The organism is Asticcacaulis currens (assembly GCF_028550395.1).
GTDB lineage: Bacteria > Pseudomonadota > Alphaproteobacteria > Caulobacterales > Caulobacteraceae > Asticcacaulis > Asticcacaulis currens.
Genome location: NZ_JAQQKW010000014.1, coordinates 1 through 23517 on the forward strand (window position 1 = coordinate 1; position 23517 = coordinate 23517).

General features: G+C 60.8%; 21 protein-coding genes and 2 tRNA genes. 19 read left to right on the forward strand and 4 right to left on the reverse strand.

Annotated elements, in window-relative coordinates; translation table 11 throughout:
• Positions 1 to 245 precede the first annotated feature (245 nt).
• From PQU94_RS16930 to PQU94_RS16945, 4 genes are all read right to left on the reverse strand, one after another.
• Entirely contained in the window at positions 246 to 491 is a 246-nt protein-coding gene (locus PQU94_RS16930; protein ID WP_272742614.1) for a tumor necrosis factor receptor family protein, read from the reverse strand.
• 143 nt (positions 492 to 634) lie between these two features.
• Positions 635 to 3841 (reverse strand): autotransporter family protein, encoded by a 3207-nt coding sequence (locus PQU94_RS16935; protein ID WP_272742615.1) that lies wholly within the window; start codon positions 3839 to 3841, stop codon positions 635 to 637.
• Positions 3842 to 4165: 324 nt separating this feature from the next.
• Positions 4166 to 4242 (reverse strand) — tRNA-Asp (locus PQU94_RS16940).
• 60 nt (positions 4243 to 4302) lie between these two features.
• Positions 4303 to 4379: transfer RNA gene (locus tag PQU94_RS16945), tRNA-Asp, on the reverse strand.
• Between the two features lie 321 nt (positions 4380 to 4700).
• Between PQU94_RS16945 and PQU94_RS16950 the strand changes: the two genes are divergently transcribed.
• The 19 genes from PQU94_RS16950 (at position 4701) to PQU94_RS17040 (ending at position 23419) form a co-directional block, all read left to right on the forward strand.
• Positions 4701 to 5078 carry an NADH-quinone oxidoreductase subunit A gene (locus tag PQU94_RS16950; protein ID WP_013480264.1) on the forward strand — a complete coding sequence of 126 codons (378 nt, stop codon included), beginning with the start codon at positions 4701 to 4703 and terminating at the stop codon, positions 5076 to 5078.
• Entirely contained in the window at positions 5069 to 5629 is a 561-nt protein-coding gene (locus PQU94_RS16955; RefSeq protein WP_126423697.1) for a NuoB/complex I 20 kDa subunit family protein, read from the forward strand. Before PQU94_RS16950 ends, PQU94_RS16955 begins: the two co-directional genes overlap by 10 nt.
• A gap of 15 nt (positions 5630 to 5644) precedes the next feature.
• On the forward strand, positions 5645 to 6259 hold the full coding sequence (locus PQU94_RS16960; RefSeq protein ID WP_272742616.1) for an NADH-quinone oxidoreductase subunit C: 615 nt from the start codon (positions 5645 to 5647) through the stop codon (positions 6257 to 6259).
• Positions 6260 to 6268: 9 nt separating this feature from the next.
• Entirely contained in the window at positions 6269 to 7528 is a 1260-nt protein-coding gene (locus tag PQU94_RS16965; RefSeq protein ID WP_272742617.1) for an NADH-quinone oxidoreductase subunit D, read from the forward strand.
• Positions 7528 to 7896, forward strand: coding sequence for a hypothetical protein (locus PQU94_RS16970; RefSeq protein ID WP_272742618.1), 369 nt, complete (start codon positions 7528 to 7530; stop codon positions 7894 to 7896). The genes PQU94_RS16965 and PQU94_RS16970 overlap by 1 nt, the downstream gene beginning before the upstream one ends.
• A 48-nt stretch (positions 7897 to 7944) precedes the next feature.
• A complete protein-coding gene (nuoE, locus tag PQU94_RS16975) occupies positions 7945 to 8610 on the forward strand; it encodes an NADH-quinone oxidoreductase subunit NuoE (RefSeq protein WP_272742619.1) in 666 nt (221 codons plus the stop codon).
• A gap of 2 nt (positions 8611 to 8612) precedes the next feature.
• Entirely contained in the window at positions 8613 to 9926 is a 1314-nt protein-coding gene (gene nuoF / locus PQU94_RS16980; protein ID WP_272742620.1) for an NADH-quinone oxidoreductase subunit NuoF, read from the forward strand.
• Between the two features lie 9 nt (positions 9927 to 9935).
• The gene (locus PQU94_RS16985; RefSeq protein ID WP_013480271.1) at positions 9936 to 10376 is read left to right on the forward strand and encodes an NINE protein; all 441 of its coding nucleotides are present in this window, start codon (positions 9936 to 9938) and stop codon (positions 10374 to 10376) included.
• 38 nt (positions 10377 to 10414) lie between these two features.
• On the forward strand, positions 10415 to 12478 hold the full coding sequence (gene nuoG, locus PQU94_RS16990) for an NADH-quinone oxidoreductase subunit NuoG (RefSeq protein ID WP_272742621.1): 2064 nt from the start codon (positions 10415 to 10417) through the stop codon (positions 12476 to 12478).
• Between the two features lie 6 nt (positions 12479 to 12484).
• A complete protein-coding gene (gene nuoH, locus PQU94_RS16995) occupies positions 12485 to 13570 on the forward strand; it encodes an NADH-quinone oxidoreductase subunit NuoH (RefSeq protein ID WP_272742622.1) in 1086 nt (361 codons plus the stop codon).
• On the forward strand, positions 13567 to 14058 hold the full coding sequence (nuoI, locus tag PQU94_RS17000) for an NADH-quinone oxidoreductase subunit NuoI (protein ID WP_272742623.1): 492 nt from the start codon (positions 13567 to 13569) through the stop codon (positions 14056 to 14058). Before nuoH ends, nuoI begins: the two co-directional genes overlap by 4 nt.
• A 199-nt stretch (positions 14059 to 14257) precedes the next feature.
• Positions 14258 to 14866, forward strand: a complete 609-nt coding sequence (locus tag PQU94_RS17005) for an NADH-quinone oxidoreductase subunit J (RefSeq protein ID WP_272742624.1) — start codon at positions 14258 to 14260, stop codon at positions 14864 to 14866.
• A complete protein-coding gene (gene nuoK, locus PQU94_RS17010; RefSeq protein WP_272742625.1) occupies positions 14863 to 15171 on the forward strand; it encodes an NADH-quinone oxidoreductase subunit NuoK in 309 nt (102 codons plus the stop codon). The genes PQU94_RS17005 and nuoK overlap by 4 nt, the downstream gene beginning before the upstream one ends.
• An 8-nt stretch (positions 15172 to 15179) precedes the next feature.
• Positions 15180 to 17216 (forward strand): NADH-quinone oxidoreductase subunit L, encoded by a 2037-nt coding sequence (nuoL, locus tag PQU94_RS17015; RefSeq protein WP_272742626.1) that lies wholly within the window; start codon positions 15180 to 15182, stop codon positions 17214 to 17216.
• 16 nt (positions 17217 to 17232) lie between these two features.
• A complete protein-coding gene (locus PQU94_RS17020) occupies positions 17233 to 18735 on the forward strand; it encodes an NADH-quinone oxidoreductase subunit M (RefSeq protein ID WP_272742627.1) in 1503 nt (500 codons plus the stop codon).
• Between the two features lie 11 nt (positions 18736 to 18746).
• Positions 18747 to 20180 carry an NADH-quinone oxidoreductase subunit NuoN gene (nuoN, locus tag PQU94_RS17025; RefSeq protein WP_272742628.1) on the forward strand — a complete coding sequence of 478 codons (1434 nt, stop codon included), beginning with the start codon at positions 18747 to 18749 and terminating at the stop codon, positions 20178 to 20180.
• Between the two features lie 65 nt (positions 20181 to 20245).
• A complete protein-coding gene (locus tag PQU94_RS17030) occupies positions 20246 to 20974 on the forward strand; it encodes a biotin--[acetyl-CoA-carboxylase] ligase (RefSeq protein WP_272742629.1) in 729 nt (242 codons plus the stop codon).
• A complete protein-coding gene (locus PQU94_RS17035) occupies positions 20971 to 21759 on the forward strand; it encodes a type III pantothenate kinase (protein WP_272742669.1) in 789 nt (262 codons plus the stop codon). The genes PQU94_RS17030 and PQU94_RS17035 overlap by 4 nt, the downstream gene beginning before the upstream one ends.
• Complete coding sequence (locus PQU94_RS17040; RefSeq protein ID WP_126423712.1) at positions 21752 to 23419, forward strand: ribonuclease J; 1668 nt, start codon at positions 21752 to 21754, stop codon at positions 23417 to 23419. The genes PQU94_RS17035 and PQU94_RS17040 overlap by 8 nt, the downstream gene beginning before the upstream one ends.
• The last annotated feature ends 98 nt before the right edge of the window (positions 23420 to 23517 follow it).

Genomic DNA, 23517 nt, shown 5'->3' on the forward strand with positions numbered 1-23517 from the left:
AGTGGGCTTCGCTTCCCCGGTCGGGGCATTGCATGGTTCAATGACGCATCCAAAGAACTCTGGAGCGCTCAATGAAAACTGAAGAGAATCAATGCCATAGACAACCCGTCATCGCCCACAGTTTCCCTCCAACACTGCGCGAACCTCCGCTCACCCTGTCCCCTTTAAGCCTCTGACCTGTTCGTTGGCTCTCCTGCGGGAGGGTAAAAAAAACCGGCCTGAGCGTTCTCAGACCGGTCTGATTTTTAGTTCGTGGCCTTTTCGGCGTTGCGCTTGATGTTCTCGGCGGGGGGCTGATCGCCCAGCTCATTGGCCGCCTTGTCCACGCCCTGCGGCAGGGCCTCTACGGCGTCGCCCAACCGCTCAGAGCCGCTGCGGTTGTCCTGCATCAGAAACACCGCGCCGACCGCCAGCAGGGCGATCACCGCGACCCCAATCAGGATGAGAATGCTGTTCGTGCCCTTACCGGGGGCCGTTGTCGTGTTAGCCATGGGATGCTCCTCTGCGTCTTAGCTGATCCCAGAATAGGCACGTGAACGAAAGCGCTCAGCACGGATAACCGCGGTTGCGCGTAGGAAGGGCATAAAAAAACCGCCGGGGTACCGGCGGTCTTTTCGATCCGATCTGAAACCCGTCAGAACTGGAAGCGGGCACGCAGCGACAGCGACACATTGTCGTAGGCGTCGTACTTTTCGTATTCGGCTTCGATGCCGAAATAGCTGTATTCGTTCGAGGCCGCGATGCGGACACCGGCGATAGGCGCCCCGCCCTTGATATCGCCGCCCTTGAGGGTAAAGGGCGTGGCCGTGCCAAAGCGCGCGACCGTATCGGCGATTTCAGCCGAGAAGTTGTTGCGGTAACCGACCCACACTTCCGGGCGGAAGAGGGCGGTCTTGTTCGAGCGTCCGATATTCAGCAGGGCCGTCCCGCTGAAGATATGACCCGTGCGCTCATCGACCGACAGGTCGAAGGCCGTGCCGCCACCGGTCTCGGTGTGGGCATCTTCCTTCAGGCCGTAATAGTCGGCACTGACCATCGGGGTCAGGCTGAGCCAGCCCGCATCGACGCTGTAGGAGGCCCCGACGCTGCCCGAATAGCTGACGCCCTTCCACTTGGCGGTCGAACTGGCGATGAAGGACGGTTCCAGTATCTGACGCTTGGAGTCGAAGTGGGCGTAGCCGACGCCCCCGCGCACCCAGCTCTTGAGACCCGAACCGGTGTCCATGCGCCAGTAGAGGCCCACGGACAGGTCGGTCGAGCTGAGGTCTTCGTCCGGCGCGCCCAGCGTGCCCTTGGGGTTGGCCGCGGTATAGGCGAGATAAAGACCCGCCGCCTGGGTGGAGGTGATGCCGCGTTCGACGCCGCCGGCAAAGGCAAAGCCGGTCGAATCAAAGCCCGTGGCCTCACCGCGATCGCGGTTGATCTGATAGCCGTATTCCTGCGCCCAGTACTGGTTCACACCGGCCTGCGGGATAATGGACTGGCTGGCCATGGTGCGCGACAGGCCGTCATTGCTCTTCGACAGGGTCAGGAGGGTTTCACCGGAATAGTCGGGCAGGAAGGACAGATAGGCCTTGTTGAAGCCATCGGCGCTTGTCGGGTCGAGCAGGGCGCGGGTCGCTCCCGTATTGCCCTGAGCCGCTGTCAGAACGGCGTCGAAGGCCGCGAACTCATTGGGCGACAGAGTGGTTTCGCTCTGGGTGCGCAGACGCACGTCGGCATAAAGCGCCGTATTGCCCGTATTGGTCGAAAGGGCCGCCTTATACAGGTAGGGGATATTGCTATCCAGGCTGGCCGTGTCGAGCGTCCCCAGTGTGATGTTGGAGGCGGTTATCAGCGTGTAGCGCGTCGTCGGCTTGACGATGCTGGACATGCCGATCTGCACCTTGGCCCCGGTTTCGAACACGGCGGCCCCCGACGCGACGATGATGGGGGTGGTCGGATTGGCCGTGTCCGGCACGAAGCGCAGCACGCCATCCTTGCGCACATTCACCGTCGTGGCATTGAGCTTTGAACCGGCGTCGAGGTTGAGGGCGCCCTTGACGATGTCGATCGACACCGTGCCGGCCCCCGTCATCTTGCCGGCGACGATACCGTTGGTGGTGATGCTCAGGCTGTTGCTGCCAGCACCGAAGTCGATATTGCCGACCACAAAGCCGCCATTGATATTGACCGCATCATTACCTGAGCCGAGACGGATATCGCCGGTGATGACCGGGGCCACCGCCGTGGCATCGTCCGGCTTCAGATTGGTCTGGGTGAGGGTAACGCCAGCCGTATTGCCGCTCAGGTCGATGGCCACGGCGCGGTTGCTGGTGGCGTCCACCACGCCGTCGCCATCATCATCCGTGCGGGTGAGGGTGGCGGAGATGCTGCCGGTATTGGTCAGGCGCACCAGCGTGTTCGAACCGTCGAAAATAGCCGTGGCGTTGGATTTGGAGCCCGTCGCTGCGGCACTGACCGTGCCGCTGACGTTGATTTCCGGCACCTGCGCCCCGGAAGCGATATAGACCGCATAGCCGGTTTCGTTCTTGGTGGACGAATTGGCGGCGCGCACGGTGCCGCCAACATTGAACTTGTTGGCGATCGTTCCGGACAAAAGATTGACCGTCCGCACCCCGGCCAGATAGGAGGTGGCCGACACCGTGCCGTTGACGAGGATGCCGTTTTCGAACGTCACAGTGCGACCGAGGCCGCCCGTTTCAATCGCCTTGGCCACCACACCTTCGAACACGCCGGACGAGGCGATGTTGCCGCGCACGACCAGACCGAAAGTCTGGTTCTTGTAGGTGTCGGTCGCTGTGGAGGCGATCGAGATGGCGTTGATGGTGATGTCCTGCGTGGCCGAGCCGACCTTCAGGGCTGCCGCGCCGCCATATTGCGACAGGCTGGCGGCACCGTCATCCGTATCCAGGACGCCGTTGCCGTCTTCATCATTGTTCTGTTCGGCCGCGGGCTTGGTCGAATCGGTGTTGGCGATAGTCGATTGCAGTAGAATGCCTTTGGTGACATTGCCGGAAATATTGACCAGCGGACCGGCCTGCAGCTTGTCTTCGGCCTGAAGTTTGTCCAGCGTCGTCTTGTCTGCCACCGTCGTCAGGCGATAGCCCGTTCCGGCGATACTTCCGTCCAAAATGAGCGCCCCGGTCAGGTTGCTGCCGAGGTTCAGCGCCGTGGCATTCTCGCCCTGAACCGTGGTCGCGCCGCCGATAACGATATTGCCGGTGACGCCGCCCTCAAACGAATAGGCGCGGGCATTGGTGCCCACGACGGTCACGGTGCTGTCGGAATTGAAATTCCCCGTCAGGGCGTTTTCGAAGCGCACGCCGTAGGAATTATTGCCTTCGACCTGAATCGCGCTGCCCGAAGCGAGGCTGACATTGCCGACAAACGGCGTGGTACCGACCGAGCGGATGCCGTAACGGCGCTCGCCCTTGGCGAACGGGCCGTCCGTAATGCCGTCGGCCGGCGAGTCGGTGTCGGTAGGGGTGTAGTCGTCAGTGACCGTGATCTTGCCGGAGAGGGTCAGGCCACTGGTGCGACCGCCGTCTATATAGATACCCGTCGCGTCATCGCCCGAAGACGACATGTCGATCGCACCGACGACATTCACCTTGTTGTTCGAATCGACCGTGATGGCGCGGGCCCCTGCCGTCTTCAGCGTGATGGTTCCGCCCGTATCCAGCTTGATATCGTCCGCCGTGCCCGTCGAGGTCGCCGTTGAGGTCTTAACGGCCGTCGTGGTCGCGGTGTTGATAACGGTTTCGGCCTGTACCGCGCCGGCGGCGAGGCCCATGACCAGACCGATGGCGGTGGCGTTGAAAAGGTGAGATTTGCGCATAGTTTCGCTTTCGCTCGTCGATGTAAATTCTCAGACAGAACAACGCGTCGCGTCATGCAATGGCGCGCCTGCCCCCAAGGAAACACAATATGGGCGGTATTTTCCGCCTTTGGCCAGTGGCGACTCTTCGGGACGAATATGGGCTATTCTATGTCATCATGGACATGCCGAGGCCCGTATGTGTCGTTTGCGTCAACCCTGTTTCGTCACAGACATACACGCGGACACACAGATTTGCCTAATGCAAACTTTGCGCGAAGATGAATTTAGCTGAGAGAAAAAGAAAGGATATGCGGGGCCACCTGAGAGAGCGTATCCTCTAGGTGGCGCGAGTGACGGGGCTCGAACCCGCGACCTTCGGCGTGACAGGCCGACACTCTAACCAACTGAGCTACACCCGCATTCCTGTTCGGGCGACGACGTTTCGGGATGCGAAGGCCACCGGCTTGCGTTACAAGGGGTGGCGCGAGTGACGGGGCTCGAACCCGCGACCTTCGGCGTGACAGGCCGACACTCTAACCAACTGAGCTACACCCGCATCCATATATTGTCGTCCTCTGCGTCCGGACATATGCCCGTTCGAAGAGGTGCGCTTGATAGTGCGGGGCGGCCTGCGGTGTCAAGCGACATATTGCGTAAAACCGTCAAAAAGCCATTTGGCTGTGGAAGACAGGGGAGGGGATGAGAACGATTTTCAAATGCAGAAATTTTGGCGACATTTTTGGCATTTCCCCCGATTTTAGGCTTTTGAGTGTTTGAAGCGCGGCGCGAGGTGGTCTAATAGGCTCAGTTGAGTCTGTCCCCCGAACCTTTTGCGGTGCACCATTGGCGGGGCAGAGCCAAAAAGTGGGATCGTACAATGGAAGCCCTCCTTATAAAGTATCTGCCGATTGTGATTTTCTTCGGCATCGCCCTCGTCCTTGGGCTGGGGTTCATCATCGCGGCGCTGGTTCTGGCGCCCAAGGCCCCCGACACCGAAAAGCTTTCGGCTTACGAATGCGGTTTCAATGCTTTCGACAGCGCGCGTCAGAAGTTTGACGTGCGCTTCTATCTCGTCTCGATCCTCTTCATCATCTTCGACCTCGAAGTGGCCTTCCTCTTCCCTTGGGCGGTGTCGATGTTCGATCTGCCGCAGGCGGGTATGCAGTTTGCCTTCTGGTCGATGATGGTCTTTCTGGGCGTCCTGACGGTCGGCTTTATCTATGAGTGGAACAAAGGAGCCCTGGAATGGGAGTAATCATTCCTGCCGGTCAGGCTGGCCGCACTACGGTTGAGGGCTACGATCCCAAGGTCCACGACAAATTCTTTGAGGCCGTGTCCTCGGAACTGAACGAAAAGGGCTTCCTTGTCGCCTCGGCGGATGATGTCATCACCTGGGCGCGCACCGGCTCGCTGATGTGGATGACCTTCGGTCTGGCCTGCTGCGCCGTGGAAATGATGCAGGCCTCGATGCCGCGTTATGACATGGAGCGCTTCGGCATGGCCCCGCGCGCCTCACCGCGTCAGTCGGACCTGATGATCGTCGCCGGCACCCTGACCAACAAGATGGCGCCGGCCCTGCGCAAGGTCTATGACCAGATGCCCGATCCGCGCTACGTCCTGTCGATGGGCTCATGCGCCAATGGGGGTGGTTATTACCACTATTCCTACAGCGTCGTGCGCGGTTGCGACCGCATCGTGCCGGTGGATGTCTATGTGCCGGGCTGCCCGCCGTCGGCTGAAGCGTTGCTCTACGGTCTTCTTCAGCTTCAGAAGAAGATCCGCCGCAACGGCACGATCCGCCGCTAAGAGGGATTTCACGCCATGTCTGAAGAAAAATTCCTCAAGATCGCCGAGCAGGCCCGCGCCGACTTCAAGGAAGCGCTGATCGACGTCATCCACGCCTTTGGCGAACTGACCCTGGTGGTGGAGCGTGAGCGTATCGTCGAGGTGCTGAGCAAACTGCGCGCCGAACCCTATCGCTTTCATCAGCTCATTGACCTGTGCGGGGCCGACTATCCGAAGCGCGAGCGCCGTTTCGACGTCGTCTATCACCTTCTGTCGCTGACGCAGAACCTGCGCTTGCGCGTCAAGGTGATGACCGACGAAACCGTCCCCGTTCCGACCGTGCGCAGCGTCTATCCGAACGCCGACTGGTACGAGCGCGAAGCCTTCGACATGTACGGTATGCTGTTTTCGGGTCAGCCGGACCTGCGCCGCATCCTGACTGACTATGGCTTCTCCGGTCATCCGCTGCGCAAAGACTTCCCGATGACGGGGCATGTCGAAGTGCGCTATGACGAAGAGCAGAAGCGCGTCGTGTACGAACCGGTCAAGCTGGTTCAGGAATTCCGTCGTTTCGACTTCCTGTCGCCATGGGAAGGGGCCTCCTACGTCCTTCCGGGCGATGAGAAGGCTGCCAATCCGAACAAGGCGTAAAGGGTTATCATGGCTGAAGACATCAAAACCCCGCTGTCCTCCTTTGTTGATCCCCGCACCGGGGCCTTCGAAGAGGTCGAGGCACGCGCCAGTTTCGACGACCGTAAGTTCACCATCAATTTCGGCCCGCAACACCCGGCGGCCCACGGCGTTCTGCGTCTGGTGCTCGACCTTGACGGGGAAATCGTCGAGCGCGTCGATCCGCATATCGGCCTGCTGCACCGCGGCACCGAAAAGCTGATGGAATACCGCACCTATCTGCAGAACACGCCCTATTTCGACCGCCTCGACTACGTGGCGCCGATGAATCAGGAGCACGCCTTCTGCCTGGCGATCGAGCGCCTGCTGGGCCTCGAAGTGCCCAAGCGCGCGCAACTGATCCGCGTCCTGTTCTCGGAAATCGGCCGTATCCTGTCGCACCTTCTGAATATCACCACTCAGGCCATGGACGTCGGCGCCCTGACGCCGCCGCTATGGGGCTTTGAGGAGCGCGAGAAGCTGATGGTGTTCTACGAGCGCGCCTGCGGGGCGCGTTTGCACGCCAACTACTTCCGTCCGGGCGGCGTCCATCAGGACCTGACGCCGGAGCTGATCGACGATATCGAGCAATGGTGCAAGGCGTTCCCGAGCGCCCTGGCCGATATCGAGTCGCTGGTCACGGAAAACCGCATCTTCAAGCAGCGCAATGTCGATATCGGCGTGGTCAGCAAGCAGGAGGCCTATGACTGGGGCTTTACCGGCGTCATGATCCGCGGTTCGGGCATCGAGTGGGACCTGCGCAAGTCGCAGCCCTATGAATGCTATGACGAACTCGACTTCGATATCGTCATCGGCAAGAACGGCGACTGCTGGGATCGTTACCTCTGCCGCGTCGAAGAGATGCGTCAGGCCGTGAAGATCATGGAACAGTGCGTGCAGAAGCTGCGCGTCACCGGCGGCGAAGTGCTGGCCACCGACCACAAGGTCACGCCGCCGCGCCGCGCCGACATGAAAAATTCGATGGAAGCCCTCATCCATCACTTCAAGCTTTACACCGAAGGCTTCAAGACCCCGCCGGGCGAAGTCTATGCCGCCGTCGAAGCGCCTAAGGGTGAGTTCGGCGTCTATCTGGTGTCGGACGGCTCCAACAAACCGTACCGCTGCAAGATCCGCGCGCCGGGCTTTGCCCACCTTCAGGCGATGGACTGGATGAACCGGGGCCACCTGCTGGCCGACGTGTCGGCCATCCTCGGTTCGCTTGACATCGTGTTCGGGGAAGTGGACCGCTGATGCAGGGCTTTCAACTCCAAACCTGGCAATCCTTCCTGCTCGTCTTCGTCTTTCTGGCGGTGGCGCTGGGCCTGCGTTTCTGGCTGGCCAAGGCCGCCTGGGGCTTTCACCCCGGCGGCGCGCGGGGCTATTTGCAGGATCTGGTGCTGGAAACCGTCATATCCTACGCGCCCATGCTGCTGATCATTTTCGGCGTCAAAATCTATATCGACGTCAATCCGCAGTATGCGCAATCGCCCATGGTGTTCGCGTCCATAGCCATTGCCATCGTGTCCATGATGCTGGCGCGACGCATCCCGCCGGTCAAGGCGGCGAGCGAGCGCATGATGAAGGCGCGCAACGACCGCTGGGAGGCTCTGAAACAATGAGCCTTTTCGCTTATAATCCTATCGTATCCCAGATGAGAGAGGCCTGAGATGTCCGTTCGCCGTCTCGCCGCCGTTCAGCCGGATAGCTTTGCGTTCAAGCCGGAAACGCTTGAAAAGGCTAACTGGTGGATTGCCAAGTATCCTGAAAACCGTCGCCAGTCGGCGGTCATCCCCATCCTGTGGCTGATCCAGAAGCAGGAGGGCTGGGTGTCGGAACCCGCCATCGCCGTCGTCGCCGAAATGCTGGGCATGGCGCGCATCCGCGTTTACGAAGTGGCCACCTTCTACACCATGTTCATGCTGGAGCCGGTGGGCTCGGCGGCGCTGATTCAGGTGTGCGGCACGACGCCGTGCCAGCTGCGCGGCTCTGAGGCCCTGATGAAGGTGTGCAAGGACAAGATCGGCCCGAAGGACAAGCTGTCGGCCGATGGCAAGTTCTACTGGCAGGAGGTCGAATGCCTCGGGGCCTGCACCAATGCGCCGATGGCGCAGATCAACGACTATTTCTACGAGGACCTGACGCCGGACAATCTGGCCCAGATCATCGACGATTTCGCGGCGGGCAAGACGCCGAAGACCGGCCCGTACAATGGCCGCTTCACGTCCGAACCGCTGGGTGGCGCAACCACGCTGAAAGACCCGTCGCTCTATGACGGTTCGGCGGCCAGGCCGGTCAAAATCCCCAATGCTCCGGAAGCAGAGGTCAAGGCGTAATCATGGTGGGTATTCTCGAAGACAAGGACCGCATCTTTACCAACCTCTATGGCTTCCATGACTGGGGCCTTGAGGGGGCAAAGCAACGCGGCTGCTGGAACGCGACCAAGGACATCCTGTCCTACGGGCGCGACTGGATCATCACCAATGTGAAGAATTCGGGGCTGCGCGGGCGCGGCGGTGCCGGCTTCTCGACCGGTCTGAAGTGGTCCTTCATGCCGAAGGAGGTCAAGGACCGTCCGCACTATCTGGTCGTCAATGCCGACGAGTCGGAACCGGGCACCTGTAAAGACCGCGAAATCATGCGCCACGATCCGCACCTGCTGATCGAAGGCTGCCTGATCGCCTCCTTCGCCATGCAGGCCCACGCCTGCTATATCTATATCCGTGGTGAGTATGTCTTTGAGCGCGAGCGTCTCGAAGCGGCCATCAAGCAGGCCTATGAGGCCAAACTGGTCGGCAAGAATAACGTCCACGGCTGGGATTTCGACATCTATGTCCACCACGGTGGCGGGGCCTATATCTGCGGTGAAGAAACCGCGCTTCTGGAATCGCTGGAAGGCAAGAAGGGCCAGCCGCGCCTGAAGCCGCCGTTCCCGGCCGGTGCCGGCCTCTATGGCTGTCCGACGACGGTCAACAACGTGGAATCCATTGCGGTTGTCGGCACCATCCTGCGTCGCGGTGCGGCGTGGTTTGCCGGTTTCGGCGCACAAAACAATACCGGCACCAAGCTGTTCTGCATTTCGGGCCATGTCGAGCGCCCCTGCAATGTCGAAGAGGCCATGTCGATCCCCTTCCGTCAGTTGATCGAAGATCACTGCGGCGGCATCCGGGGTGGCTGGGGCAATCTGAAGGCCGTCATTCCGGGCGGCTCGTCCGTGCCGATGATCCCGGCCGAACAGTGCGAAAACATGCCGATGGATTTCGACACCCTGCGCGGTCTGGGCTCCGGCCTCGGCACGGCGGCGGTGATCGTGATGGACAAATCGACCGACCTGATCAAGGCCATTGCGCGTCTCAGCTACTTCTACAAGCACGAATCCTGCGGTCAGTGCACACCCTGCCGCGAAGGGACGGGCTGGATGTGGCGCGTGATGGAGCGCATGGCCAAGGGCGACGCCGACCCCAAGGAAATCGACATCCTGCTGGACGTGACCAAGCAGGTCGAAGGCCATACCATCTGCGCGCTGGGCGACGCGGCGGCCTGGCCGATTCAGGGCCTGATCCGGCACTTCCGTCACGAAATTGAAGACCGGATTGCACTATATCGTTCGTCGAAGGGTAATTTCGCCGGACATTCGATTGCGGCAGAGTAGGGGACGGTCATGCGGGGCAAGGTACTCTCATTCAGCGATGCCACGGGTCAGGGCCTGATCAGTGGCGATGACGGTCAGCGCTACAGTTTTTCGCGCGCCGATCTCATGGGCGGTGCCCGCTCCGTGGCGGCCGGTATGGCGGTGGATTTCGAAGGCTCTGAAGGCGTCGCCGTCAGCGTCTATGTCATCAAGTCCGGCATCCCTGACAAGAACAAATGGGTGGCGGCCCTCCTGACCTTCTTCTTCGGGATCTGGGGCGTCCACAAATTCTATCTCGGCAAGACCAATGCCGGCATCATCATGCTCGCTTGCGGCACGATTGGCTGGTTCCTGATCCTGCCGGGTCTGGCGGTGGCGTTCATCTCGTTCATCGAGCTGATCATCTACCTGTTCAAGTCCGAACAGCAGTTCCACGAGGACTATGTCGCTGGCGACAAGTCTTGGTTTTGACGGTTCGGAATGCTTTTTTTGTATGAGGTTTGAGGCAGATGCCGATAGCTAAAGTCAATGGTGTCGAGGTCGAGTTCGAACCCGGCATGACCGTGCTTCAGGTGGCGGAGCTGGCGGGTGAGGAGATTCCCCGTTTCTGCTACCATGAGCGCCTGTCGATCGCCGGCAACTGCCGCATGTGCCTCGTCGAGGTGAAGCCCGGACCGCCGAAGCCGCAGGCTTCGTGTGCGCTGCCGGCCGCCGACGGTCAGGAAATCTTCACGAACACGCCGATGGTCAAGAAGGCGCGCGAAGGGGTGATGGAGTTCCTGCTCATCAACCACCCGCTCGACTGCCCGATCTGCGATCAGGGCGGCGAATGTGACCTTCAGGATCAGGCCATGGGCTATGGCCGCGATGGCTCGCGCTATCAGGAAAACAAGCGCGCCGTCGAAGAAAAGTATCTCGGGCCGACGATCAAGACCTTCATGACGCGCTGCATCCAGTGCACGCGCTGCGTTCGCTTCTCGACCGAAGTGGCCGGTGTCACCGAAATGGGTATGATCTCACGCGGGGAAAACGCTGAAATCACCTCCTATCTCGAACAGGCCGTGTCGTCGGAACTGTCGGGCAATCTCAATGATCTGTGCCCGGTTGGTGCCCTGACGCACAAGCCGTGGTCGTTCAACTATCGTCCGTGGGAACTGCAAAAGGTCGAAACCATCGACGTGCACGACGCCCTTGGCGCGCACATCCGTATCGACTATCGCGGTTCGACCGTCCTGCGCGCCCTGCCGCGCCTGAAGGACGACATCAACGAGGAATGGCTGTCGGACAAGTCGCGCTATGCCGTCGATGGTCTGAGCCGTCAGCGTCTCGACCGTCCCTATGTGCGCAAGAACGGCAGCCTGACCCCGGCCTCGTGGGATGAGGCGCTGGACGTTGTGGCGGGCAAGCTGCAAGCGACGTCTGCGGACAAGATCGGCGTGATCGCCGGCGACCTTCAGGACGCCGAAAGCCTGAAAGCGGCCAAGGACCTGTTCACCTCGCTGGGCGTGAAGAACCTCGATTGCCGTCAGGCGGGCGAAGCCTTCGGTCCGGTTTCCGCCAACACGCCGCGCGAAGCCTGGCTGTTCAATTCAGGCATTGCCGGGATCGAAGAGGCCGATGTTATCCTGCTGATCGGCACCAATCCGCGCCTCGAAGCGCCGCTGATCAATGCGCGCATCCGCAAGTCGTGGCTGAAGGGCAAGACGCAGGTCGCCGTGATCGGCGAAGCCTGTGATCTGACCTATGATTACGCGCACTTAGGAACCGGCGCGAAAGCGCTGAAAGACTTTAAGAAATCAGCTTTCCGCGATCTCTTGAAGGATGCGAAGAAGCCCGCGGTGCTGATCGGTTCCGGCGCGGTATCGGGCGAAGAGGGGGCTGCCGTGCTGGCCCTGATCGCCAGCGAAATCCTCAAGCCCTACACTGTGGTGCGCGACGACTGGAACGGCTTCAACATCGTGCATCAGGCCGCCGCGCGCGTCGCCGGTCTCGACCTCGGCTTCGTGCCGGGTGAGGGCGGGCTGGACACCCAAGGTATCCTGAACGCTAAGCTGGACGTCGTGGTGCTGCTGGGTGCTGACGAGATCGACACCGCCAAACTCAAGGGGGCGTTCGTGGTCTATGTCGGCTCGCACGGCGATGCCGGGGCCTCGGCGGCCGACGTCATCCTGCCGGGCGCGGCCTACACCGAAAAGTCGGGCCTTTACGTGAATATGGAAGGCCGCGTGCAGATTTCCGAACGCGCCGTCTTCCCGAAGGGCGAGGCCAAAGAGGACTGGGCCATCTTCCGCGCCCTGTCGGCGAAGCTGGGCAAGACCCTGCCTTACGACAGCCTGTCGGACCTGCGCCACACCCTGATCACCGATCATCCGACCTTTGGTCGCATCGACGCGCGCCCGACGCCCAAGGCGTTCGACGTGGCGATACTGGGGGCCAAGGGCGAGATCACCGGCGAAACCTTCGCCAGCACTATCAAAGACTTCTACCTGACCAACCCCATCGCGCGGGCGTCCGTGGCCATGGCCGATATCTCGGCCACCCGGTCCGGTCCGGTGAGCCTGGCGGCGGAGTAAGAGCATATGACAGACGCTAATTTCTGGGCCGGTCCGTGGGGCTGGACGATCATCACCATCGGGCAGGCCCTCGCCGTTATCGTCGGCGTGATGGTTTCGCTGGCCTTCCTGCTGTGGGGTGACCGCAAGGTATGGGCCGGCGTGCAGATGCGCAAAGGACCGAACGTCGTCGGTCCTTTCGGCCTGATGCAGTCCTTCGCCGACTTCTTCAAATTCGTGCTGAAGGAAGTGATCATCCCCGCCGGGGCTGACAAGCCGGTCTTCCTGATCGCGCCGCTTCTGACCTTCGTTCTGGCCTTTATGTCGTGGGCGGTCATTCCGTTCGCGCCGGGCTGGGTGGTGTCCAACATCAATGTCGGCATCCTCTACCTGTTCGCCATCTCGTCTCTGGGTGTTTATGGCATCATCATGGGCGGCTGGGCGTCCAACTCAAAATACCCCTTCCTCGGCGGCCTGCGGTCTGCTGCGCAGATGGTGTCCTACGAAGTGTCGCTGGGCTTCATTATCATCACGGTTGTGCTGCTGGCCGGGTCGATGAACCTGTCGGACATTGTCAACAAGCAGGCGGGCGGCATCTGGAACTGGAACTTCCTCGGCGGCGGCGGGCTTCTGGGCCTTGGCATCATCAAGCTGCCGGTCATGTTCGGCATGATGGTCATGTTCTACATTTCGGCTCTGGCCGAAACCAACCGTCCTCCGTTCGACCTGCCCGAAGCCGAGTCCGAACTGGTCGCCGGTTATCAGGTCGAATATTCCTCGACGCCGTACCTGTTGTTCATGATCGGTGAATACGCCAACATCGTGCTGATGTGCGCCATGATCACCATCCTGTTCTTCGGCGGCTGGCAATCGCCCATCCCGATGGACTCGATCATTGCCCCCGGCACGCTTGCCTACACCCTGATCAGCCTTGGCTGGTTCATCGTCAAGGTGGTGTTCTGGTTCATCATGTTCGCCATCGCCAAGGCCATCGTTCCGCGCTACCGCTACGATCAGCTGATGCGTCTGGGCTGGAAGGTCTTTCTGCCCCTGTCTCTCGTTGCCGTCGTTATCATCGCGGCCTACCAGGTTTTCGGAGGTAATTTCGCATGATCGGCCGTATTGTCCAAGCCGCCAAGGGCGCGCTGCTGCTTGACTTCGTCGGGGCCACGGGCCTTGCCGTGAAATATATGTTCAAGCCGAAGAAGACCATCAACTACCCGTTCGAGAAGGGACCGATCAGCCCGCGCTTCCGCGGTGAGCACGCCCTGCGTCGCTATCCCAATGGCGAAGAGCGCTGCATCGCCTGCAAGCTGTGCGAAGCCATTTGCCCGGCTCAGGCCATCACCATCGAGGCTGAACCGCGCGAAGACGGGTCGCGCCGTACGACGCGCTACGACATCGACATGGTGAAGTGCATCTATTGCGGCCTGTGTCAGGAAGCCTGTCCGGTCGATGCCATTGTCGAAGGCCCGAACTTCGAATTCGCCACCGATACGCGCGAAGAACTGTACTACGACAAGTCGAAGCTGCTGGCCAATGGCGACCGCTGGGAGCGCGAGATTGCGCGCGCCCTCGAACTGGACGCGCCTTACCGTTAAGGCGCGTGAGCGCGTTCCGAAAAGTGTGAAGCGGTTTTCGGAAACAAACGCGCGACAAGAGAGTAAGAGCGCTTCCCAATCGGGAAGTGCTCTGGAATATCCACCGATTCCGTAAGGATATGCCTTGCGGGATCACAGTCTGAGGGGCTAGGGAGCGATCCCGAACCCGCAAAGTAGAGAAGGGGCGGAGGTCCCGATCATGCTGGCAATAGCCTTTTACATTCTGGCGGCCGTGACCGTCGTATCGGGGGCGTTGGTGATTACCGCGCGCAACCCGGTGCACTCGGTGCTGTTTCTGATCCTCGCCTTCTTTTCGGCGGCGGGCCTGTTCGTCCTGATGGGGGCGGAATTCCTCGCCATGCTGCTGGTCGTCGTCTATGTCGGCGCGGTGGCGGTCCTCTTCCTCTTCGTCGTCATGATGCTGGACGTGGACTTCACCAAGCTGCGGCAGGGCTTCGCCAACTACCTCCCCATCGGCATGGTGGTCGGTATCCTGCTTCTAATCGAACTGATTATGATCTCCTCGGCGGTGGCCCAGCGCGGCGCGGCGGCGGGTAAATCGCCGCAGGTCTATGGCGCAGAGATGAGCAATATCGAAGCCATTGGTCGCGTGCTCTACACAGATTACGTCTATGTCTTCCAGGCGGCGGGTCTGGTGCTTCTGGTGGCCATGATCGGCGCCATCGTGCTGACACTCCAGCACCGCACCTATGTCAAGCGTCAGGACATCCACACCCAGGTGACGCGCCGCCGCAAGGACGCCGTGGCCATCGTCAAGGTCAAAACCGGCGAAGGAATCAAGGAATGACTATCGGTCTTGAACACTATCTGATCGTTTCGGCCATCCTGTTCACCATCGGGGTGTTCGGCATCTTCATGAACCGCCGCAACATCATCATCATCCTGATGTCGATCGAACTGATCCTGCTCGCGGTCAATATCAACTTCGTCGCCTTCTCGACGCACCTGCATAATGTGCAGGGTCAGGTCATGGCGATGTTCGTCCTCACCGTTGCGGCTGCGGAAGCGGCGGTCGGTCTGGCTATTCTTGTGACGTTCTTCCGTAACCGCGGTGACATCGAAGTCGATGACGCCAGCATGATGAAGGGCTAAGGGAAGTCATGCAAAATCTGGTTACGATCCTTGTTCTGGCCCCGCTTCTGGGGGCTCTGGTCGCGGGCCTGTTCGGGCGCAAGATCGGTGACATCGCCTCTCAGGCGGTGACCACCGGGCTGCTGTTTCTGTCCTGCGCCCTGTCGTGGTACACCTTTGCCCAGCACACCTGGGGCGGTCTTGAGCCCTTCACCGTAAAGCTGCTCGACTTCATCAATATCGGCACCTTCCACTCGGCGTGGTCGATCCGCATTGATGCCCTGTCGGCCACCATGCTGATCGTGGTGACCTCGGTCTCCTCGCTGGTCCACCTCTATAGCTGGGGCTACATGGCCGAAGACCCCAGCCGTCCGCGGTTCTTCGCTTACCTGTCGCTGTTCACCTTTGCCATGCTGATGCTGGTGACGGCGGCCGACTTCATGCAGCTCTTCTTTGGTTGGGAAGGCGTCGGTCTGGCCTCCTACCTGCTGATCGGTTTCTGGTTCCAGAAGGACTCGGCGTCTTCGGCGGCCATCAAGGCCTTTGTCGTCAATCGCGTCGGCGACTTCGGCTTCGCGCTGGGCATCATGACGATCTACTGGATGTTCGGGACCATCAACTTCCACGAGCTGTTCCCGCTGATCGCCGCTAAGGCCAATACCAGCTGGATGTTCCTCGGCCACAGCTTCTCGGCGCTCGATCTGGCCGCCTTCCTGCTGTTCATCGGGGCCATGGGTAAGTCGGCGCAGTTTTTCCTGCACACCTGGCTGCCGGACGCCATGGAAGGCCCGACGCCGGTGTCGGCCCTGATCCACGCCGCCACAATGGTGACCGCCGGCGTGTACATGGTCTGCCTGCTGTCGCCGCTGTTTGAATACGCGCCGGTGGCGAAGATGATCGTCACCTATATTGGGGCCATCACCGCCATCTTCGCCGCCTCCATCGGCTTCACGCAGAACGACATCAAGCGCGTTATCGCCTTCTCGACCTGTTCGCAGCTCGGCTACATGTTCTTCGCCGCGGGCGTCGGTGCCTATGAGGCGGCCATGTTCCACCTGTTTACCCACGCCTTCTTCAAGGCGCTGCTGTTCCTCGGGGCCGGGTCGGTCATCCACGGCATGCACCACGAGCAGGATATGCGTCACATGGGCGGTCTGGCCAAGTATCTGCCGGTCACCTACGCGGCCATGACCATCGGCACCATCGCCATCACCGGCCTTGGCATTCCCTATACGCAAATCGGTTTCGCAGGCTTCTTCTCGAAGGACATGATCATCGAAACCGCTTGGGCGGCCCATAATACGCCGCAGGGCATGTTCGCCTTCGTGATCGGTATTCTGGCGGCTCTGCTGACGGCCTTCTATAGCTGGCGTCTGGCTTTCATGACCTTCCACGGCAAGAAGCACTGGGAAGCGGCGCACGACGATCATCATGCGCACGGCCATGACGACCATGCGCACGCTCATGGCCATGACGATCACCACGGCCACGCGCATACGCCGCACGAAAGCCCGATCGTCATGCTGATCCCGCTGATCGTGCTGTCGATCGGTGCGGTGGCTGCCGGTTTCGTCTTCGCGCCGTACTTTATCGGCGATTATGCCCACGCCTTCTGGGGCCACGCCATTCAGCACGGACCGCACAACCACGTCCTGCATGAGGCGCACCACATCGAAGAAGCCTGGGTCAAGTGGGCGCCGCTGGTGGTGACCCTGATTGGTACGGCTCTGGCTGTGTACTTCTACCTGCTGAAGCCCGCCCTGCCCAAGGCCATGGCCGCGCGCAAGGGGCCGCTGTACACCTTCCTGTACAACAAGTGGTTCTTCGATGAGCTGTATCAGGCGACCTTCGTGAAGGGGGCCAAGGCGCTGGGCGACCTGTTCTGGAAGGTGCTCGATGTCAAGATCATCGACGGCCTGGGCCCGAACGGTGCCGCTTGGACGGCGCTGAAATCGGCGCAGCGTCTGGTCAAGACCCAGACCGGCTATGTCTATCACTACGCCTTCGTCATGTTCCTCGGCATCGCGGGTCTTCTGACCTGGGTTGTCTTCGGTATGGCGCGATAGGGGAGAGCTTTTAAGTATGTCACCGGTAATCCCCAATCTTCTCAGCCTTATTACCTTCCTGCCACTGGTAGGGGCGTTGGCCATCCTTGGCGTCAAATGGGTCTCGCGCAAGGATGACGCCAGCGTCATCGAGCGAAATGCCAAGTGGATCGCCCTGTGGACGACGCTGGCGACCCTGGCCCTGACGGTCATCCTGCTGGCGGGCTTTGACCGCACCACCACCGACTATCAGTTTGTGGAAAAGGTGCAGTGGTTCAGCTTCCTGAGCTATCACATGGGCGTCGATGGCATTTCGGTGCTGTTCGTGGCCCTGACGGCGCTGCTGATGCCGCTGTGCATCCTCGCCTCGTGGGACTCGGTCAAGACGCGCCTCGTCGAATATATGATCGCCTTCCTCGTGCTGGAAACGCTGGTCATCGGCGTGTTCACCGCGCTCGACCTGTTCCTCTTCTACGTCTTCTTCGAAGGCGGTCTGGTCCCGATGTTCCTCATCATCGGTATCTGGGGTGGCAAGGACCGTATCTACGCGGCCTACAAGTTCTTCCTCTATACCCTGCTGGGGTCCGTGCTGATGCTGGCGGCCATGCTGTACATGGTCAGCGTCGCGGGCACGTCGGACATCCCGACCCTTTCGACCTACGGCTTCTCGCAAGCGGCACAGCCGTGGCTGTGGTTCGCCTTCTTCGCCTCGTTCGCGGTGAAGATGCCGATGTGGCCGGTGCACACCTGGCTTCCGGACGCCCACGTGCAGGCCCCTACGGCGGGCTCGGTCATGCTGGCCGGTATCCTGCTGAAGCTCGGCGGCTACGGGTTTATCCGCTTCAACCTGCCGATGTTCCCGCACGCTTCGGAGCTGTTCACGCCCTTCGTGCTGACCCTGTCGGTCATCGCCATCGTCGTGACCTCGCTGATCGCCTTCCGTCAGACGGATATCAAGAAGCTGATCGCCTATTCGTCGGTCGCCCACATGGGCTTCGTGACCATGGGGATCTTCGCCGGTAATCAGGCGGGCGTGCAGGGTGCGGTCTATCAGATGATCTCGCACGGCTTTATCTCCGGGGCCCTCTTCCTTTGCGTCGGTGTGGTCTATGACCGCTGGCATACGCGCGAAATCGCCTTCTACGGCGGTCTGACCAAGCTGATGCCGCACTTCGCCTTCGTCTTCCTGCTGTTCACCATGGCCAATGTCGGCCTGCCGGGCACGTCGGGCTTTGTCGGGGAAATCCTGACCATGACCGGTCTCTATCAGGCTTCGACCTGGGCCGCGCTGGTTGCCGCCACGGGGGTCATCCTGTCGGCCATGTACGCCCTGACCCTGTTCAAGCGCGTCATGTACGGCGAGGTGACCAATGAACAGCTCAAGGGCCATCCGGACCTGAGCTTGCGCGAAAAAATCATCTTTGCGCCCCTGATCGCGGGGACGCTGCTGCTGGGTATCTATCCGGCCTTTGTATTTGACTTTACCACCGCCAGCGTGGACGCCGTTGTGGCGACGTACCGCGCTATTATCGGCGGATAGGAGCGCCCCTCATGGATTTGACATCGGCTCTTCATCTGGCCCTTCCGGAACTGATACTGGCGGTTTCCGTTCTCGGCATCCTCGTTTACGGCGCGCTGCGCGGTGACAAGGCGGCAGGCTCGGTCGCGGCACTGTGCGGTGCGGCCCTGATCGCGGCGGCCTTTGCCGCGGCCTTTAACGGTCACGGCAAGGTCTTCAACGGGTCCTTCATCGCCGACGGCGTGGCCAATTTTGCCAAGACCTTCATCTACATAGCCTCGGCTCTGGTTGTGGTGCTGGCGCGCGGCTATTTCGAGCGTCAGAACAATAACCGCTTCGAATTTCCGATCCTCGTCACCCTGTCGGCCATCGGCATGAGCATGATGGTGTCGGCGGGCGACCTGATTGCCCTCTATATCGGCCTCGAACTGAATTCGCTGGCGGCTTATGTCATGGCGGCTTTCCGCCGCGACGACGCCAAGGGCTCGGAAGCCGGCCTTAAGTATTTTGTGCTGGGGTCGCTGTCGTCGGGTCTGCTGCTTTACGGCATCTCGCTGGTCTATGGCTTTGCCGGCTCGATGAATTTCGACGCCATTGCCGCCTCGGCGCAGGCCAATATGCAGGTCGGTCTGATCTTCGGTCTGGTTTTCGTTATTGCCGGTCTGGCCTTCAAGGTCTCCGCTGCGCCGTTCCATATGTGGACGCCCGACGTTTATGAAGGTGCGCCGACTCCGGTCGTAGCCCTGTTCGCCGGCGCTCCGAAGTTTGCGGCTCTGGTGCTGCTGGCGCGCGTCCTCAACGACGCCTTTGCCGGCCTGCACGATCAGTGGGCGCAGGTGCTGCTCGCCATCGCCACCCTGTCATTCCTGATCGGTGGCCTCGGCGGCCTGATGCAAAAGGACTTCAAGCGCCTGCTGGCCTATTCGTCGATTGCCAATATGGGATACGCCATGCTGGCCCTGGCGGCCGGTACGGACAAGGGAGTCATGGCACTGCTGCTGTTCTCGGTCCTGTACATGGTCGATACGCTGGGCCTGTTCTCGGCGCAGATCGCCCTGTCGCGCAAGGGCATTGCGGTCAGCAAGATCGACGACCTGTCGGGTCTGTCCAAGGTCGATATGAAGCTGACCATCGCCATCACGGTGCTGGCTCTGTCGGTGCTGGGGATGCCGCCCTTCTCCGGCTTCTGGGGCAAGTTCTTCGTCTTCGGTGCCGCCCTCGAAGCCGGTTACTGGGGCTTCGCCGTGGCCGGTCTGGTGGCTTCGGTTATCGCCGCCTTCTATTACCTGCGCATCATCAAGGTGATGTGGTTCGATGGGGATAAGGGCGAGCTGGACAAGGCCCCGTTCGAAGCCAAGTGGATTGCCTATGCGGCCGCCGCCTTTGCCTTCCCGATCGCGGCCTTCGCTCTGTCCGGCCTCTATCCGCTGGCGGAAACGGCGGTCAAGAGCTTCGGCCTGAACTAACGCACTGTTGACGTAGCCTGATTTATGGGGTGCAGGGGTTTGTAACCCCTGCATCTTTTTTTCATATGACACCTGTTGATCTGTTTGAAACCCTGACATCTACCCAGACTGAAGCCCTGAACCGGCTGCGGGCGGGAGATTGCGGCCCGCGCTGGATCCGCGCAGAGCGGCAAACGGCCGGGCAGGGGCGCATGGGGCGTCAGTGGGAAGGGCCGTCGGGCAATCTGATGGCCTCGTGGTATGGGGTGCTGCCGGTCGAGATGCGCCGCGTGACGCAACTGTCCTTCGTGGCGGCGCTGGCGGTGACCGAAGCGATCCGTCCCTTGCTTCGCGTGCCCGACCCGCTGAAGATCAAATGGCCGAACGACGTGCTGTACGAGGGTCACAAGCTGTGCGGCATACTGGCCCAAAGCGAAACGCTTGAAACAGGGCTGGGTGTGGTCATCGGCATCGGCATCAATATCGCCGAAGCGCCGCAGGGGCTGAGCTATGGCCCGGCGGCGCTCAACGCGTTGGCGGCGCAACCGCAAACCGTCGAAAGCGTCCTCGAAGCCCTCGATGCCGCCCTGACACGGCGTCTGGACGACTGGCTTACGCATGGCTTTGAAGCCACAGCCGCGCAGTGGTGGGATCAGGCCTATGGCCGCGACCGCCTCTGTCTGATAGAGCAACACCCTCAGGCCCGGACGGGAACGATTCTTGGCCTTGATGACTATGGCGCGCTGCGCGTCAGAGACCCGGACGGCACGATCCACGTGATCGCCAGCGGGTCCGTTTCGTATCCGGAGGCCTGATGCTGCTCGCCATCGAACAGGGCAATACCAATACGTTGTTCGCCGTGCACGATGGCGAAGGCTGGCGCGCGCAGTGGCGCACGGCCACCGAATCGACGCGCACCGCTGACGAATACGCCGTCTGGCTCTATCAGCTCCTTCAGATGAACGGCCTCGATTTCAATCAGATCGAAGACTGCATCATTTCCTCCGTCGTGCCTCAGTCGCTGTTCAACCTGCGCAAGCTGGCCCAACGCTATTTCAACAAGACGCCCTACGTTATCGGTGACAATACGCACATCGGCATCGAAGTCCGCATCGACAAGCCGTCAGAAGCCGGGGCGGACCGTCTGGTCAATACGGTGGGCGCGTGGATCAAATACGGCGGGCCGCTTATCGTCATTGACTCCGGCACTGCCACCACCTTCGATGTAGTGGCCGCCGACGGCGCGCTAGAAGGGACGGCGATTGCGCCGGGCATCAACCTCTCAGTTCAGGCCCTGCATTCGGCGGCGGCCAAGCTGCCGCGCATTGCGATCGAGCGCCCCGCGCACTATATCGGCAAGGACACGGTCAGCGCCATGCAATCGGGCATATTCTGGGGCTATATGGGCCTTATCGAATATCTGACCGACAAGATTCAGGCCGAATACGGTCAACCCATGACGGTCGTGGCGACCGGCGGCGTGGCGTCGCTGTTCGAAGGCGCGACCGACCGCATCCATCATTTCGATCCCGATCTTACGCTGCGGGGTCTGCTCGAAATCTATCAGCGTACCCTCTCTAACCAAAAGAAAAATGAGTAAAAACAAAGACGAACTGGTGTTTCTGCCGCTGGGCGGCTCAAACGAAATCGGTATGAACCTCAATGCTTACGGCTTCGGGCCGGAGCATGACCGTAAATGGATTCTGGTCGATGTAGGCGTCACCTTCGGCGACCTGACCACGCCGGGCATAGAAGTCATCGTGCCTGACCCCAAATTCCTCGAAGGTGAGGAGATTCTGGGTGTCATCCTGACCCACGCCCACGAAGACCATATCGGGGCGCTGGGCTGGCTGTGGGACCGCATCAAGGCGCCGCTCTATGCCACGCCCTTCACCGCCTTTCTCATCCGCGAAAAGCTGCGCGAAGCGGGGGTCGAAGACTTCGATCTGACCGAGGTGCCGCTGGGTGGCAAGGTGCATCTGGGTCCGTTTGAAATCGACTATATCACCATCACTCACTCGATCCCGGAACCCAACGGCCTGTCGATTAAAACACCGCTGGGGACCGTTTTGCACACCGGCGACTGGAAGATCGACCCGGACCCCATTACCGGTAAACCCACCGACATCAGCCGCATTGTCGCGCTCGGCGATGAGGGCGTGCTGGCCATGGTCTGCGACTCAACCAATGTGTTCGTGGACGGGCAGGCGGGCTCCGAAGCCGATGTGAAGGTGGCGCTTGAGGCGGTGATCCGTACACTGAAAGGTCGCGTCGCCGTGGCCTGCTTCGCCTCGAACGTCGCCCGCATGGACAGCGTCATTCGCGCTGCCGAAGCGTGTGGGCGCTCGGTCTGCCTCGTCGGGCGCTCCATGCACCGCATGGCGGCTGCTGCGAAATTCGTGGGCCTGATGAAGGGCGTGCAGGAATTCGTCTCCGAAGCCGAAGCCGCCAAGATGAAGGACACCGACGTCCTTTATCTGTGTACGGGCTCTCAGGGCGAGCCGCGCGCCGCCCTGTCGCGCATTGCCGACGGCAACCACCCGCTGGTGCGTCTGGGGGCCGGGGATTCCTGCGTCTTCTCGTCCCGTGTCATTCCGGGCAACGAAATCGCTATCCGCAGCCTGCAAAACCGTCTGTCGGACCTCGGTGTCGAAATCCATACCGAAAAGGATCACCCCGGGATCCACGTCTCCGGCCACCCCTGCCGCGATGAACTGAAGCAAATGTACGCCTGGGCGCGCCCGAAAATCGCCATTCCGACGCATGGGGAACGCCGCCATCTGCAAAAGCACGCCGCTCTGGCCGCCGAAATCGGCATCCCGGAACAGGTCGTCCTGCGCAATGGCGATATGGTCCGCCTCGCGCCCGGTAAGCCCGAAATCATCGACGAAGTGCCGTCCGGCCGCCTGTTTGTCGATGGTGGGATGCTGGTCCCCGAAGCCTCCGAAGCCCTGCGCGAACGTCGCCACGCCGCCCACAACGGCATGTTATTCGTCTCCTTCGCCCTCAACAGCAAAAACCAGCTCGCTTCCTATGTCGAGGTGCGGGGTCTGGGCCTCGCCTTTGAGGACGAGGACAGCATCTCCGATCAGCTCGAAAAGCTGTGTGATATGGCTGAAAAGGCTGTGCAGAAGCTATCGCGCGAAGAACGGGACGACGATCAGACCGTCGAAACCGCTGTGGCGCGCGTGCTCAAGAAGGCCGCTCAGAATACCTGGGGCCGCAGACCGATCGTCGAAACGATTATTCTGAGGTTGTAAGGGTTTAAAAGACGCAGGGGCCACAGGCCCCTGCACCCCATATCGGGTTCGCACCCCCAAGACTCCGGCGTTATCAGACTTCCGGTTTTGGGGTGTGG

Excerpts from the sequence above, each read along its gene's own strand:
- PQU94_RS16930 (WP_272742614.1), bottom strand. The coding sequence starts at position 491 with ATGGCTAACACGACAACGGCCCCCGGTAAGGGCACGAACAGCATTCTC.
- PQU94_RS16935 (WP_272742615.1), bottom strand. The coding sequence starts at position 3,841 with ATGCGCAAATCTCACCTTTTCAACGCCACCGCCATCGGTCTGGTCATG.
- PQU94_RS16950 (WP_013480264.1), top strand. The coding sequence starts at position 4,701 with ATGGAAGCCCTCCTTATAAAGTATCTGCCGATTGTGATTTTCTTCGGC.
- PQU94_RS16955 (WP_126423697.1), top strand. The coding sequence starts at position 5,069 with ATGGGAGTAATCATTCCTGCCGGTCAGGCTGGCCGCACTACGGTTGAG.
- PQU94_RS16960 (WP_272742616.1), top strand. The coding sequence starts at position 5,645 with ATGTCTGAAGAAAAATTCCTCAAGATCGCCGAGCAGGCCCGCGCCGAC.
- PQU94_RS16965 (WP_272742617.1), top strand. The coding sequence starts at position 6,269 with ATGGCTGAAGACATCAAAACCCCGCTGTCCTCCTTTGTTGATCCCCGC.
- PQU94_RS16970 (WP_272742618.1), top strand. The coding sequence starts at position 7,528 with ATGCAGGGCTTTCAACTCCAAACCTGGCAATCCTTCCTGCTCGTCTTC.
- nuoE (WP_272742619.1), top strand. The coding sequence starts at position 7,945 with ATGTCCGTTCGCCGTCTCGCCGCCGTTCAGCCGGATAGCTTTGCGTTC.
- nuoF (WP_272742620.1), top strand. The coding sequence starts at position 8,613 with ATGGTGGGTATTCTCGAAGACAAGGACCGCATCTTTACCAACCTCTAT.
- PQU94_RS16985 (WP_013480271.1), top strand. The coding sequence starts at position 9,936 with ATGCGGGGCAAGGTACTCTCATTCAGCGATGCCACGGGTCAGGGCCTG.
- nuoG (WP_272742621.1), top strand. The coding sequence starts at position 10,415 with ATGCCGATAGCTAAAGTCAATGGTGTCGAGGTCGAGTTCGAACCCGGC.
- nuoH (WP_272742622.1), top strand. The coding sequence starts at position 12,485 with ATGACAGACGCTAATTTCTGGGCCGGTCCGTGGGGCTGGACGATCATC.
- nuoI (WP_272742623.1), top strand. The coding sequence starts at position 13,567 with ATGATCGGCCGTATTGTCCAAGCCGCCAAGGGCGCGCTGCTGCTTGAC.
- PQU94_RS17005 (WP_272742624.1), top strand. The coding sequence starts at position 14,258 with ATGCTGGCAATAGCCTTTTACATTCTGGCGGCCGTGACCGTCGTATCG.
- nuoK (WP_272742625.1), top strand. The coding sequence starts at position 14,863 with ATGACTATCGGTCTTGAACACTATCTGATCGTTTCGGCCATCCTGTTC.
- nuoL (WP_272742626.1), top strand. The coding sequence starts at position 15,180 with ATGCAAAATCTGGTTACGATCCTTGTTCTGGCCCCGCTTCTGGGGGCT.
- PQU94_RS17020 (WP_272742627.1), top strand. The coding sequence starts at position 17,233 with ATGTCACCGGTAATCCCCAATCTTCTCAGCCTTATTACCTTCCTGCCA.
- nuoN (WP_272742628.1), top strand. The coding sequence starts at position 18,747 with ATGGATTTGACATCGGCTCTTCATCTGGCCCTTCCGGAACTGATACTG.
- PQU94_RS17030 (WP_272742629.1), top strand. The coding sequence starts at position 20,246 with ATGACACCTGTTGATCTGTTTGAAACCCTGACATCTACCCAGACTGAA.
- PQU94_RS17040 (WP_126423712.1), top strand. The coding sequence starts at position 21,752 with ATGAGTAAAAACAAAGACGAACTGGTGTTTCTGCCGCTGGGCGGCTCA.